Origin of the sequence: Psychroflexus gondwanensis ACAM 44 (assembly GCF_000355905.1) — a bacterium.
Lineage (GTDB): Bacteria > Bacteroidota > Bacteroidia > Flavobacteriales > Flavobacteriaceae > Psychroflexus > Psychroflexus gondwanensis.
This window is the reverse complement of sequence record NZ_APLF01000003.1, coordinates 132,501-145,805: the sequence shown is the minus strand read 5'-3', so window position 1 is coordinate 145,805 and position 13,305 is coordinate 132,501. Positions and strand designations below refer to the sequence as shown.

The following is a 13,305-nucleotide window of genomic DNA, read 5'->3' as shown; positions in this document are numbered from 1 at the left end:
CAACATACCCAGTACTAGAAGTATAGTTCGTGAATAATCAGTATACAATTGTTATATAGCATTTATAGAGATTAATGTAAAGTGATTTAAATAATTAATGGATTAGCTGTACTTTTATCACATTAAAAATCATATTAATTCTGCTGCTAAGACTATTCTGCTAATTAAAAAACTATTGGGTATACTCATTGAAATATAGCATCCAATGCTATATTGTAAGTCTACTTTTAATACTTTATATAGATGTTAAGATGAAACAAATTATTACCGTAGACTTTTACTTTCACAATCTAAAGCATGTACCAATTATTGATGTCAGATCACCTGGAGAATTTGCGAAAGGACATATTCCCAATGCTAATAATCTTGAATTATTTACGGACGAAGAACGCGCCGTAGTTGGCACGGCCTATAAAAAGGAGTCAAAAGAAAGGGCCTTTGAAATTGGGTATGAATTTGTAAAACCCAAACTAAATGATTTTATAAGTAGGTCTATTGAGATCGCCCCTGAAAAGGAAGTTGTGGTACATTGTTGGCGTGGAGGAATGAGAAGTAATGCTTTTGCCGATCATCTTATCGATAATAATTTTGAAAAGGTATATGTTATTGAAAAAGGATACAAGGCTTTTAGAAATTACGTGCTTCAATTTTTTGAACACCCATTAAACCTTAAAATTTTAAGTGGATATACCGGTTCTGGTAAAACTGAAATCCTACACTCTTTAGAACAAAAAGGACAACAGATTATTGATTTAGAAGGATTGGCCAACCATAGAGGTTCTGCTTTTGGAGGTATAGATCTTCCACCTCAACCAACAACGGAGCAATTTCAAAATAATCTGTTTTCAATAGTACAAGGTTTAAATCCTAAGCTACCAATATGGGTTGAAGATGAAAGTAAGTCCATAGGAAAAGTGATAATTCCTGATGCATTTTATCTTAAAATGAGAACTATGCCTGTCTATTTTTTAGATGTTCCTTTTCAGGAAAGAACAAAACACCTTGTAGATACTTATGCCAGTCTAAGTCATGACAAATTAGCGGATGCCATTAGTAAAATAACTAAAAGGCTTGGATATGATAAAGCCAAATTCGCCTTAGAGGCACTTGAAAGCAAAGAATATTATAAGGTTGTAGAGATTACACTTTTTTATTACGACAAAGCTTACTTAGTAGGATTACAAAAGCGTCATAAATCTACAATTCTAAAATTTGAGATTCCTACAGTGAATCCTGAAGAAACAGCAAATTTTTTAATGAACTTAACAAATTAAATAAATGAAGGAACTTATAAAATTAACAAGTTTTAGCCATGGTGCAGGCTGTGGCTGTAAAATATCACCCAAGGTATTAACAACCATATTAGCGTCTAGTTCTGCTCAGGTAGAAGACTCACGTCTTTTAGTGGGTAACGATACAAGAGATGATGCTGCGGTATACGATATGGGAAGTGGAATTGGTATCATTAGTACCACAGATTTTTTCATGCCCATAGTAGACGACCCTTTCACTTTTGGAAGAATAGCGGCTACTAATGCTATCAGCGATGTGTATGCTATGGGAGGCAAGCCATTAATGGCGATTGCAATTCTAGGGTGGCCCATTGATAAAATAGCCCCTGAGGTGGCTGCTCAGGTAATGGAGGGTGGTAGAAAAGCCTGCTCGGATGCAGGAATACTGCTTGCAGGTGGACATAGCATTGATAATCCAGAACCTGTTTTTGGGCTTGCAGTTACAGGGTCGGTTGCCATCTCCAATTTAAAACGCAATGATAAAGCAGAGGCAGGAAGCATTCTTTATCTAACCAAACCTTTAGGTATTGGTATTTTGGCTACCGCACAAAAGAAGGGTGTTCTAGAGGAAGAACACAAAGATATTGCTGCTAACTCGATGATGGTTTTAAATGATGTTGGAATGAATCTTTCAGAGATTAACGAGGTAACAGCTTTAACCGATGTCACTGGGTTTGGACTTATGGGTCATTTACTTGAAGTGTGTGAAGCTAGCAATGTGTCTGCTATTGTTAATTATGACAAAGTGCCTATTTTCGAGGAGATTCATGGCTATCTAGACAAAAAGTGTATCCCCGGTGGAACGTTGAGAAATTGGGAAAGTTACGGTCAAAAGCTTAACATTGAAGATGAAAAGCAACGATATATCTTATGTGACCCACAAACGAGTGGAGGATTATTAATTGCTATCAAAAAAGAGGCTGCTCAAAAAGTTGAATCCATTCTAAAAAGCAGGGGTCTTTTTGCTGAACCAATAGGAGAACTAATAGAAAAATCGGAATCGCCAATTTATATAAATGACAAAGAATAGTGAATTGAAAGTCTGTGATGAATTAACCTGCCTATTTCTACTTGTTCTTTTGCTCGTCAGCTAAGTTGAAAATACACGTCATGGCTATGTCTGGGTTTTCCGCCTTACTGCCAAACAAAATAACCTCGTGTAAGTCAGGTACTTTACTTCAAAACAGACCCTAAACTAAAAATAGGTGTTGTTCTACTCATTTTGTGTTTTATAAAAATTTAGAAAAAGGTGAGATGGATGGCTTTCCAGCTTCAGCCTATATTCTCCTTTGGAACTGCTTATACTAAATTCGATTTGTGCATTAGCTTTTTCAAATGGCGTAGCGATCACCTTGGTATTGGTCAGCGGATTTTCAAGACTATCGGTGATGAAACCATCGAGATTCACGGTTTTATCGATATAAGTGTAGTTAGGGAAAGAGTCCTAAAGAAAATTTTACCTCATTACATCCTACAAACGTTAATAAATAAGACTTCCAAAAGACATAATTTGTAGAGGCTCATTGAAAAGTTTAACTTTACAAAAAACAACCTCATGAAAACCTTTACACTTATTTTACTATCGGTGGTCCTATGGAGCTGCCAGACTCAAAAAGACAAAAAAGAAGAAAGCGAGTCTTCACCAGAAACTAACGAAACTGCCATGGAAGAGCCTAGTTTGCTCGAAGAAATCGCCAATGCCAATGGCTATAGTAACTGGTCCAATGTAGAGACTTTTAAATATACATTTAACGTAGATGCAGGGGAAAATCACTCTGAGCGGTCTTGGGAATGGAACCCAAAAACTGACCAAGTGAGTATGATGACCAAAGATACCACGGTTACCTATAAAAGAAGTGAAATGACCGAAGAATTAAAGTCCATCGATCAAGCTTTTATCAATGATAAGTATTGGCTCTTATTTCCATTTCAGTTGGTTTGGGATGAAAATTTTGATTACGAAACTCAAGAAAATGTAGAAGCCCCTATTTCTAAAGAAAAACTAATGGAAGTTACGGTCATGTATGCAAAAACAGCAGGTTATACGCCAGGAGATACCTATAAAATCTATCTGGATGACACCATGAGAATTCAAGAGTGGTCTTATACTCCAAGCGGGAGTGAAAAACCAAGATTGGTGACCACTTGGGAAGATTATGAAGACTTTAAGGGTCTAAAATTGGCCAAAAATCATAAAAATAAAGACGGCAGTTTTAGATTGTATTTTACAAACATCAGTGTAAATTAGGATATGAAATACCAAAACACCAAATCGTTTGCAGAACAGCTAGACGAGGCTGATCCGCTAAAAGCCTATCGATCTGAGTTTCTTTTTCCTAAGGCAAAAGATGGCTCTCCGAAAGTTTATTTGTGTGGGAATTCTCTAGGACTCCAACCTAAACAAACCTCTGCCTTTATTCAACAAGAATTACAGGACTGGGCAGACTTAGGCGTAGAAGGTCATAGCCATGCAACACATCCGTGGATGACCTCCAATGAAGACCTCGCAGACTCAATGGCTAAAATAGTAGGCGCCCAACCTCAAGAAGTGGTCATTATGAATACCCTCACGGTAAACTTACACCTCATGATGGTTTCTTTTTATAAACCTACTCCCAAAAAATTTAAAATCCTTATTGAGAGCGATGCCTTTCCGTCTGACAAATATGCTGTAGAATCTCAATTGAAATTTCACAATATAGACCCTAAAGAGGGTTTACTATTGTGGAAACCTAGACCTGGTGAGCATCTCTGCAGAACAGAAGATTTTGAACAAATTATCGAGGAACACGGCGATGAGATTGCTTTGGTGATGATAGGCAGTACCAATTATTATTCTGGTCAAGCTTATGATTTAAAACGAATTACAGAGGTATCGAAAACAAAGGACATCACCGTTGGTTTTGATCTGGCGCACGGAGCTGGAAATATCCAACCCAATTTGCACGATATTGGGGCCGACTTTGCCGTGTGGTGTACCTATAAATACCTCAACTCTGGGCCTGGAAGTTTAGGCGGTTGTTTTATACATGAAAAACATATCGCTGATGAACATATCAATCGCTTTGTAGGATGGTGGGGACATAACAAAGATTCACGATTCAATATGCGAGTAGACTTCGATCCTATTCCAACCGCAGACGGATGGCAATTGAGCAATCCGCCAATTCTATCTTTAGCAGGGACTCGATCCTCTTTGGATCTTTTTGATAAAGCAGGCTTTGATAACATTAGGAAAAAATCTGTGCTCTTAACTGGTTTTCTGGAATTTCTTATCGATGATTTAGATATGGAAGAGATTTCAATTTTAACTCCAAGATCCCCAGAAGAAAGAGGTTGCCAATTATCTATACAAGTCAAAAATGCTAATAAATCACTATTCCATCAGTTGATGGACAAAGGTGTGGTGGCAGACTGGAGAGAACCGGATGTGATCCGGATCGCTCCTGCTCCGCTCTATAATTCTTATACCGATGTATTCACCTTTGTGGAAATTTTAAAACACTGCTTAAATGCTTAAAACTGAATCTGTACTTATTATTGGAGCTGGACTTTGCGGATCGCTGCTAGCTCTTCGCCTTGCTCAACGTGGCTACCATGTAACTTTAGTGGAAAAACGAGAGGATATGAGGACTGTCAATTTATCTGCAGGTCGCTCTATCAACTTAGCCCTTTCCAATAGAGGCCTAAAAGGCATAAAACGGGTAGGCTTAGAGAAAAAAATTGAAGCGCTTTGCATTCCTATGTTAGGTCGAATGCTACACGATAAAGAAGGCCATACTCAACTTTCTAAATACAGCGGAAGAGATGGAGAGTACATCAACTCCATTTCTAGAAGCGGTCTTAATAAAATTCTATTGGATGAGTTGGATACCTTCAAAAATGTCGATCTTAAATTCAATCACTCCTGTGTTCACGTAGACTTGAAGCAAGCCCACGCGAATTTTAAGACAGCAGATTCAAATTCAGAATATACCATAAAAGCAGATGTCATTTTTGGTACTGATGGCGCTGGCTCTGTCGTGAGGCAGCAAATGGAAAAAGAACGCGGTTTCTTATTTAGCCATTCTCAAAATTTCTTGACGCACGGCTATAAAGAATTGACGTTTCCTCCCAGTGCTGAAGGGGAGTATGCTGCAGAAAAAGGAGCCTTGCACATTTGGCCAAGGGGAGAAAATATGCTCATTGCCTTACCAAACCAAGACAATAGCTTCACGGTAACCTTGTTCTTGGCTTATGAAGGTGGCCTGCATAATTTTAATTCCTTAACTACCGCAGAAAGCGTTGAAGACTACTTCAAAACCGACTACCCAGATGCCCTCGCTTTGATGCCTAATTTGGGGACTGAATTTTTTGAGAATCCTACGGCGCCTTTAGGGACAGTGAGGTGTAATCCGTGGACCTATGGGAAAGCACTCCTTATGGGAGATGCCTCTCATGCGATTGTTCCGTTTTACGGTCAGGGAATGAATGCCTCGTTTGAAGATGTTGTGGAATTTGATGATATTTTAGCAGAAACCAATTTCGATCTGAAAGCAGCATTTAAGGCGTTTAGCGACTCAAGAAAACCAGATGCAGATGCCATTGCTGACTTGGCTTTGGATAATTTTCATGAAATGAAATCCCACACGGCTCAAGATTTATTTTTAGAAAAACGCAAGCTTGAATTGGCTCTAGAAAAAGAATTTCCTAAGGAGTATTTTTCTAAATATTCTCTAGTCACTTTTAGTGAAGAAGTCTCCTACAAAGAAGCTATGGACAAAGGCCGAGCTCAAGATAAAGCCATTTTGGGACTCCTAAAACACCATAAATTGAATGGGAATCAAAGTTTAAGAGACCAGCTTACAATGATTCAAAAAGTAAGTCAGCAGGTTTTGGAAGGGGAACTCCTATTTGAAGTCTAATTTCTTTTTTACTAAGACTGAGATTGAACTATTCCTAGGAAGTGAAAATAAACCTAGATTTTAGTAAGCTTTCTAAGAGTCAAAAACTTTAATTTATGATTAAATTGCGGTAGTTCTAGCCAAAGACTGGGCATTTCTTTTTTTGAAGATTTTAGCTCAGTTTGTGTAAACCAAAAGTGATGACGAAAAGAAATCTTAGAATAAACGGACATTCTCACCTACTTCCCTATCCTGAAGAAATCCCTGATTTTATGAGGGAAAAAGAAATCTTTTGGATAGATGAGGATAAAAAATTCATGCTTCAGAAAGGGTGGAAACGCCCCGTCACCGATTCTAGCTTTTTCTTGAATGAAAAACTGGAATGGATGGAGCGTTACAAGATAGACCATGCGGTGGTTTTAAATTTGTCTCAACTTTATGGCAATGGCTTACGTGTAGAGGAAATGAAGAAAGCCTTGCGCTTTCAAAATGATTTTAATGCTAAAGTTCAACATAATCATCCCAATAAATTCACCTGCGGCTTTGTGGTTCACCCCGGCTTTGTAAATGGAGCTTTGTGGGAAATAGAACGCTGTGTTGAAGAACTAGGTTTGAAATTGCTCTGCCTTCCCACCCACTACATGGACACTATTGGGACTTGGCGATGTATTTTTGATGAAGAAAACGAACCTATTTTTGAACTGGCGAGTAAATATAATCTAGCTGTTGAAATCCATCCTTATGATGGTGAAAAATTCATTAAGCTGGAAAATACCTCTTGGCGTTTTCATCTTATCTGGATGTTGGCGCAATGTGCAGATGCCTATCATTTTCTAACCCTTAATGGATATCCCGACAAATACCCCAACATGCGGGTCTGTTTTGCTCATGGTGGACAATTGGCACAAATCAATCTAGGGAGACGAATCCAAGGCTTTGATGGTCGACCAGATTTGTTTGAAGGCAAAGTCCACCCTAGGAAATCGGTAGGGCATAAAAATATCTTTTTTGACACGCTGGTTCATGATACCAGATCTTTAAAGTTATTGTTGGAGAATCAAAACAGTTCTCAAATTATAGCAGGCTTGGACGATCCATATCCTTTGGGAGAGATGGAAAGCGAACCTCAATCTTCTTATCCTGGAAAAATCTTGGATCTGGCCTTACACGAAAAGATTATCACTGAATCTGAAAAAAATGAAATCTGGTCGGATAATGTCTTGCAATGGTTATTTGGGGAAGATGAAGCTGAAAAAGAAAAGCTAGTCAAAAAAATAATAAGTTAATGGATTTTATCTCTTCAAAGCTTCAGGCGTATGCAGAATCCCATACGGAAATGGAACCTGAATTACTTCAGCAGTTAACCAAAGAAACTTGGCAGAAGGTCTTACAACCTAGAATGTTGAGTGGACATTTCCAAGGGCGTTTATTGAGTTTAATTTCGAAATTAGTTCAGCCAACCTCAATATTAGAAATCGGCACCTACACAGGTTACTCTGCTCTAAGCCTAGCAGAAGGCCTTTCAAAAGAAGGGAAACTCCATACCATAGATCGCAATGAAGAAGTATACGACTTGCAGAGGAAATACTTCGATTTGAGTGGTTTTGGCCCTCAAATAATACAATATACTGGAGATGCAAGAAGAATTATACCAGAGATCGACATCCAATTTGATTTAGTCTTTATGGATGCCGATAAAAAGTCCTATCCTAAGTATTTTGAACTGATTATTGATAAGTTAAAACCAGGAGGCTTACTCCTATCCGATAATGTGCTTTGGAGTGGTAAGATTGTTGAAACCCTACACCCAAAAGATGAGGATACCAAAGCCTTATTGGCCTACAATACACTTTTAAGGGACGATCCTAGAATAGAAACCGTTTTACTTCCCATTAGAGATGGGCTTACTCTATCTAGGAAACGCTGATACTTTAAGATAAAAATTTTTGGTTTTATTTAAAAGTTAATATGAGTTTAAAACCAATAGGTTAAATATATTTGATGCAAAAATAAAGCTATCAAATCTTCCATACTGTTTTTTACACTTTTCATCTCCCAAGTCTTATTTAGCCAAGGATACAAGTTATCTGGTAAAGTGACAGATGATGCTGGTTTGCCGGTTTTTGGAGCAACTATTCAGATCATTGATCCAAATAAAGGAACAGTCTCCGACCAAAATGGAAACTACTCACTACAACTTGCTGAAGGAACCTATATACTGAAAGTCTCTTACGTGGGCTTCCGAGATATCGAAATGGAATTATCATTGTACAGCGACAAAATTATAGATTTCACCCTTCTTTATAAAACTGAAGACCTTGACGAAATTTTAATTACAGATAATATTGAAGGAATTAATATAAGGGATCCCGAAATGAGTGTAAGTAAGCTGGATGCGTCTAGTATTAAAAAAATACCGGTGGTTTTTGGAGAAGTAGACGTCATTCAATCTCTACTCTTATTGCCTGGAGTATCTAATGCTGGTGAAGGGGCTTCAGGCTTTAATGTAAGAGGTGGAGCTACAGATCAAAACTTAATTCTTATTGATGATGCTCTTATTTATAACTCCTCGCATTTATTTGGTTTTTTCTCCATTTTTAACCCAGATGCTATTAAGAATCTAAAACTTTACAAAGGTGGCATTCCCTCCAATTATGGAGGAAGAGTTTCTTCTGTACTGGATATTCAACAAAAAACAGGAAACAGCCAGTCTTTAAAAGGTGAAGGTGGTATTGGTGTTATTTCTAGTAAATTGACTTTGGAAGGCCCTATTCAAAAAGATAAAAGCTCATTTCTAATTAGTGGTCGAGGTACTTACGCACATTTATTTCTGAAATTAGCAGATAACCAAAACTCTGCCTATTTCTACGATTTAAACACCAAATTGAATTTCAATATTGATGAAAAAAATTCGCTGAGCTTTTCAGGGTATTACGGAAAGGATTATGTCAATATCAACGATAGTTTTACCAACATTTACGGGAATGCGTTTGGAATATTAGACTGGAAACATGAATTTAATGATAAGATCAATTCAAAATTAAATTTCTCTTTTAGTCAATATAATTATGAATTGGATTTGGCTTTGGTGGGATTTAATTTTCGAAATAGCATTTCCAATTTCGATTTAAGCTATCAAATCAATCACGAGATCAATTCTGAAATGAGTCTAACTTATGGATTGAGCAGCATTCAATACACCATCGATCCAGGAGAAATTGTGCCAACCAGCGCAGACTCTGGTATCAACTCTAGAGCTTTAGATAATAAATTTGCCTTCGACAATGCGGCCTTTATTTCTGTTAATCAATCTTTAACCGATAATATAAATATCCAATATGGGTTGAGAGTTAGTGCGTTTTTAAGAATGGAAGATGAGTCCATAGATGTGTATGCCAACGATAATCCGTTGCTATATGACGATATTCGAGATATTTATGTGGAAGCTCAACCCATAGATACGCGAGAAGGGAATACCTCATCCATCAGTGAAAGTTTTATCAATTTTGAGCCTCGACTGGGAATTTCTTTCGCTCTAGACGATTACACCTCCATAAAAGCGAGCTATAACCGTATGGTTCAGAATTTACATCTGCTTTCCAACACGTCCTCTCCCACTCCATTTGATGTGTGGACTCCTAGCGGGACTTACGTGAAGCCCCAAAAACTAGATCAATATGCTTTAGGATTTTTCAAAGATTTTGAAAACTTCCCTTTTACGTTAGAAACTGAAGTATTCTATAAAAGCATTGCCAACAGAATTGACTATATAGATGGTGCCAATTTAATTGCCAATGATGCTATAGAGCGCTCAATTTTGAATGGTGAATCAAGAGCCTATGGATTGGAATTTTATCTGAAGAAAAATACGGGTAGACTTACAGGCTGGTTATCCTACACTTTATCCAGAAGCGAGCAAAGAACTCCAGGAAGAACCCCCAATGAAATCGGTATTAATAACGGCAATTGGTACCTAAATGGATTCGATAAAACACATGATATTTCATTAACCAGTAGTTATGAACTTAACCCAAAGTGGCAATTAAATGCCAATTTTGTGCTTCAAACAGGTCGACCTGTGAATTTCCCAGTGGGACAATTTGAATTTCAAGATCTCAACATTCCCGTTTTTGAAGGTAGAAATTTAAACAGGTTACCTAGTTTTCACAGATTGGATATCTCTGCCACTTACACCCCAGAGCGGCAAAACAAGAACTGGTCTTCCTCCTGGAATTTCGGTATTTATAATGTGTATAATAGGAGAAATGCCGCTTCATTAAATTTTGAGCAAAACACAACCACCGGTCAAAATGAAGCCGTAAGATTTTCTATTTTTGGGATAGTACCCTCGGTGAGTTATAATTTTAAATTTTGAGCATGAAAAACATACTAACATTTCTAGCCCTAGCCCTTGTCCTTATCTCTTGTGAAGATGTTGTGGAAGTGAATCTAGTAGAAGCTCAACCAAGACTAGTGGTGGATGCTGCTTTGCAGTGGAAGAAAGGAACAACAGGAGAAGAACAAACGATAAGGCTTAGCCGAACAAGAGGTTTTTTTGAACAAGAACCTGTCACTGTTAGCAATGCTAATATAATAGTAATTGATGCTAATGGCATTGCCTTTAATTTTGAAGAACAAAATCCAGGTGAATATGTCACTCAAAATTTTGCGCCAGAAATCGATATGGATTATACCTTATCCATAGAAGTCGATAACCAGTTCTATACAGCTGCAGAAACCTTAAAACCCGTTGTCCCAATCGACTCTATACAACAAAACAATGAAGGAGGATTCGGTGGTGAAGATATTGAGCTGAAAGCGTTTTACACAGATCCAGCAGAAATAGAAAACTACTACCTCTTTAAGTTTTTTGTTCCTTTCGCGGCCTTCCCAGAATTTGAAATTTACGATGATGAGTTCAATGATGGAAATTCTATTTTTGGATTATATTCAGATGAAGGTCTTGAGCCTGGAATGGAAATCGCTATAGAAAACCATGGAGTTTCTGAGGCTTATTACAATTTTTTAAACATTTTATTAGCTCAAGCTGGAAGTGCAGGTGGCCCATTCGAAACTGAGCCTGCTACCGTTAGAGGTAATATTAGCAATTCTGCAGATGAGGATGAATTAATTTTTGGTTACTTTAGTTTATCGGAAGTCGATGAAGTCCTATACACCATTGAAGAATGAGCAAGACATTTTCAAAAATAACTGAACAAGATTCAAACTACAGACACCTAGAAAAGATGTCGACTTCAGAGCTTTTGAAATCTATCAATACTGAAGACCAAAGCGTAGCCTTAGCGGTTGAGAAGCAAATACCATCGATTAAAAAGTTGGTAGATATTATTGTAGAACACTTGAAAATAGGCGGCAGACTTTTCTATATAGGAGCAGGCACTAGTGGACGTTTAGGCATACTGGATGCTAGTGAATGCCCACCTACATTTGGGGTTTCACCAGATATGGTCAACGGGATTATAGCTGGAGGAGACCAAGCCATTAGAAAAGCAGTTGAACATGCTGAAGATGATACCGAACACGCTTGGAAAGACCTGCAAACCCATAATATTAACTCGGCAGATGTTGTTATTGGAATCGCAGCTTCGGGCTCGACACCATACGTCGTCGGGGGCCTAAAAAGATGTCAGTCAGAAAATATAGTGACAGGCTGTATCGTCTGTAACCCCACTACAGATATTTCTAAAGTCTCCGACTATCCTATCGAAGTAATTGTGGGTCCTGAGTTCTTAACGGGAAGTTCTAGAATGAAAGCGGGGACAGCACAAAAGCTAGTCTTAAATATGATATCCACCTCTGTCATGGTTAAACTCGGAAGAGTAAAAGACAATAAGATGGTCGATATGCAATTGAGTAATGATAAATTGAAGCAACGCGGAAGCTCATTGATTGCCAAAGCTTTAGGAATTCCTGAACAAAAAGCCATTGAACTTCTAAACCACCACGGAAGTGTTAGAAAAGCCATTGAACATGAAACACACCAATAAAGATACGTTAGCAAAAGGAGTAAAGTTTATGGCAGGGGCCATACCCTTAATTTTTATTGGACCTTCAGTGATCTTCAGTGCGTTTAACAATCAGGACAAGCCTCTGTATTGGCCTATTCTTATATTAGGAATCTTACTCAGTATTGCAGCAGGATATTGTATTTTTAAAGGAATCCGAACTATCGTAAAAGCTCTATTCGACGAATAAATAACTTTATTCTTTGAAGGGTTTTTTGAGTTGATTCCAAAAATCTTGAGGATACTCTTCATCGTTTTCAAAACCAAGTTCAATGTTTTTTCCGTCTTTAGGAACGTGAGCTGTTCCAAAAATATAATCCCAAACGCTTAGCGATAAGCCAAAATTCATTCCGTAAGGATGGTCTTCTGGTAATGCTTTGGCATGATGCCAGATATGCATCTTTGGATTATTGAAAACATACCTCAGTGGACCATAGTCCCAACCTACATTGGCATGGTTAAGATGACCTACAAAAACTCCAAACATATGGACTATAAAAAACTCTTGAATACCAAAACCTATCATCGCCAAAGGGATATACTGCACTCCTTTATAAATAATAGTCTCCATAAAATGAAATCTAAATTGTGCGGCAAAGCCCATCTCTTTTACACTGTGGTGCACCTTATGGAATTTCCATAACCATGGCTGCTTGTGCAACTGAATGTGAATGTTCCATTGAATAAAATCGGCCAACAGGAACATAATAAGAAATTGAGACCAGATAGGAAAATTCTGTATTTGAAAAGCCACAAGATTTTCTATGCCTATAATCCCTAAAGCATCATTAAACAGTTCAACGACAATATTGGAAACAGCATTGTAACCAATTAAGGAGAATATGAAGAAATTGAAAAACACATAGAAGAGATCTAGCCAAAAGCCTTTTCGTATTATTTTCTGATTTTTCCTCCACGGAATTATGATTTCCACAGATAAGACTAAAAGAGAAAGGCCAATTAGCCACCAAAAATAATTAGTCAAGGAAGGGTTTTGAATTTCGTTAATTAAGTAGTTAAAATAACCACTAAAGGAGTTCAGAAATATGTCTTTATACTTTTCCATAATTAAGTGTAAAATTAAAGTTTAGCACCTTCTCTTTC

General features: G+C 37.6%; 13 protein-coding genes. 11 read left to right on the top strand and 2 right to left on the bottom strand.

From position 1 onward, the window contains the following. Positions 1 to 251: 251 nt before the first annotated feature. The gene (mnmH, locus tag PGOND44_RS02825) at positions 252 to 1,274 is read left to right on the top strand and encodes a tRNA 2-selenouridine(34) synthase MnmH (RefSeq protein ID WP_003436416.1); all 1,023 of its coding nucleotides are present in this window, start codon (positions 252 to 254) and stop codon (positions 1,272 to 1,274) included. Between the two features lie 4 nt (positions 1,275 to 1,278). Continuing rightward, positions 1,279 to 2,322 (top strand): selenide, water dikinase SelD, encoded by a 1,044-nt coding sequence (selD, locus tag PGOND44_RS02820; protein ID WP_003436415.1) that lies wholly within the window; start codon positions 1,279 to 1,281, stop codon positions 2,320 to 2,322. A gap of 183 nt (positions 2,323 to 2,505) precedes the next feature. On the opposite strand, the gene PGOND44_RS15185 is transcribed toward selD, so the two are convergent. Next, positions 2,506 to 2,700: a hypothetical protein gene (locus tag PGOND44_RS15185; protein WP_236611957.1), complete on the bottom strand. Its 195-nt coding sequence runs from the start codon at positions 2,698 to 2,700 to the stop codon at positions 2,506 to 2,508. A 147-nt stretch (positions 2,701 to 2,847) separates the two neighbouring features. On the opposite strand from PGOND44_RS15185, the gene PGOND44_RS02810 reads away from it, so the two are divergent. From PGOND44_RS02810 to PGOND44_RS02770, 9 genes are all read left to right on the top strand, one after another. After that, entirely contained in the window at positions 2,848 to 3,540 is a 693-nt protein-coding gene (locus PGOND44_RS02810) for a hypothetical protein (RefSeq protein WP_003436414.1), read from the top strand. Between the two features lie 3 nt (positions 3,541 to 3,543). Beyond that, positions 3,544 to 4,812, top strand: a complete 1,269-nt coding sequence (gene kynU / locus PGOND44_RS02805) for a kynureninase (RefSeq protein ID WP_003436411.1) — start codon at positions 3,544 to 3,546, stop codon at positions 4,810 to 4,812. Next, the gene (locus PGOND44_RS02800) at positions 4,805 to 6,196 is read left to right on the top strand and encodes an FAD-dependent oxidoreductase (RefSeq protein WP_003436390.1); all 1,392 of its coding nucleotides are present in this window, start codon (positions 4,805 to 4,807) and stop codon (positions 6,194 to 6,196) included. The genes kynU and PGOND44_RS02800 overlap by 8 nt, the downstream gene beginning before the upstream one ends. Before the next feature lie 179 nt (positions 6,197 to 6,375). Continuing rightward, positions 6,376 to 7,461 carry an amidohydrolase family protein gene (locus tag PGOND44_RS02795; protein WP_003436385.1) on the top strand — a complete coding sequence of 362 codons (1,086 nt, stop codon included), beginning with the start codon at positions 6,376 to 6,378 and terminating at the stop codon, positions 7,459 to 7,461. Continuing rightward, the gene (locus tag PGOND44_RS02790) at positions 7,461 to 8,102 is read left to right on the top strand and encodes an O-methyltransferase (protein ID WP_003436384.1); all 642 of its coding nucleotides are present in this window, start codon (positions 7,461 to 7,463) and stop codon (positions 8,100 to 8,102) included. The genes PGOND44_RS02795 and PGOND44_RS02790 overlap by 1 nt, the downstream gene beginning before the upstream one ends. A 168-nt stretch (positions 8,103 to 8,270) precedes the next feature. Further along, complete coding sequence (locus PGOND44_RS02785) at positions 8,271 to 10,550, top strand: TonB-dependent receptor (protein ID WP_003436383.1); 2,280 nt, start codon at positions 8,271 to 8,273, stop codon at positions 10,548 to 10,550. 2 nt (positions 10,551 to 10,552) lie between these two features. After that, positions 10,553 to 11,365: a DUF4249 domain-containing protein gene (locus PGOND44_RS02780; RefSeq protein ID WP_003436382.1), complete on the top strand. Its 813-nt coding sequence runs from the start codon at positions 10,553 to 10,555 to the stop codon at positions 11,363 to 11,365. Next, entirely contained in the window at positions 11,362 to 12,183 is an 822-nt protein-coding gene (gene murQ / locus PGOND44_RS02775; protein WP_003436381.1) for an N-acetylmuramic acid 6-phosphate etherase, read from the top strand. Before PGOND44_RS02780 ends, murQ begins: the two co-directional genes overlap by 4 nt. Next, the gene (locus tag PGOND44_RS02770) at positions 12,167 to 12,391 is read left to right on the top strand and encodes a DUF6095 family protein (RefSeq protein WP_003436380.1); all 225 of its coding nucleotides are present in this window, start codon (positions 12,167 to 12,169) and stop codon (positions 12,389 to 12,391) included. Before murQ ends, PGOND44_RS02770 begins: the two co-directional genes overlap by 17 nt. Positions 12,392 to 12,397: 6 nt before the next feature. On the opposite strand, the gene PGOND44_RS02765 is transcribed toward PGOND44_RS02770, so the two are convergent. Next, positions 12,398 to 13,267 (bottom strand): sterol desaturase family protein, encoded by an 870-nt coding sequence (locus PGOND44_RS02765; RefSeq protein WP_003436379.1) that lies wholly within the window; start codon positions 13,265 to 13,267, stop codon positions 12,398 to 12,400. Positions 13,268 to 13,305: the final 38 nt, after the last annotated feature.

What these genes read in the sequence shown, in the direction of transcription:
- mnmH (WP_003436416.1), top strand. Translation starts at nt 252, where the DNA reads ATGAAACAAATTATTACCGTAGACTTTTACTTTCACAATCTAAAGCAT.
- selD (WP_003436415.1), top strand. Translation starts at nt 1,279, where the DNA reads ATGAAGGAACTTATAAAATTAACAAGTTTTAGCCATGGTGCAGGCTGT.
- PGOND44_RS02810 (WP_003436414.1), top strand. Translation starts at nt 2,848, where the DNA reads ATGAAAACCTTTACACTTATTTTACTATCGGTGGTCCTATGGAGCTGC.
- kynU (WP_003436411.1), top strand. Translation starts at nt 3,544, where the DNA reads ATGAAATACCAAAACACCAAATCGTTTGCAGAACAGCTAGACGAGGCT.
- PGOND44_RS02800 (WP_003436390.1), top strand. Translation starts at nt 4,805, where the DNA reads ATGCTTAAAACTGAATCTGTACTTATTATTGGAGCTGGACTTTGCGGA.
- PGOND44_RS02795 (WP_003436385.1), top strand. Translation starts at nt 6,376, where the DNA reads ATGACGAAAAGAAATCTTAGAATAAACGGACATTCTCACCTACTTCCC.
- PGOND44_RS02790 (WP_003436384.1), top strand. Translation starts at nt 7,461, where the DNA reads ATGGATTTTATCTCTTCAAAGCTTCAGGCGTATGCAGAATCCCATACG.
- PGOND44_RS02780 (WP_003436382.1), top strand. Translation starts at nt 10,553, where the DNA reads ATGAAAAACATACTAACATTTCTAGCCCTAGCCCTTGTCCTTATCTCT.
- murQ (WP_003436381.1), top strand. Translation starts at nt 11,362, where the DNA reads ATGAGCAAGACATTTTCAAAAATAACTGAACAAGATTCAAACTACAGA.
- PGOND44_RS02770 (WP_003436380.1), top strand. Translation starts at nt 12,167, where the DNA reads ATGAAACACACCAATAAAGATACGTTAGCAAAAGGAGTAAAGTTTATG.
- PGOND44_RS02765 (WP_003436379.1), bottom strand. Translation starts at nt 13,267, where the DNA reads ATGGAAAAGTATAAAGACATATTTCTGAACTCCTTTAGTGGTTATTTT.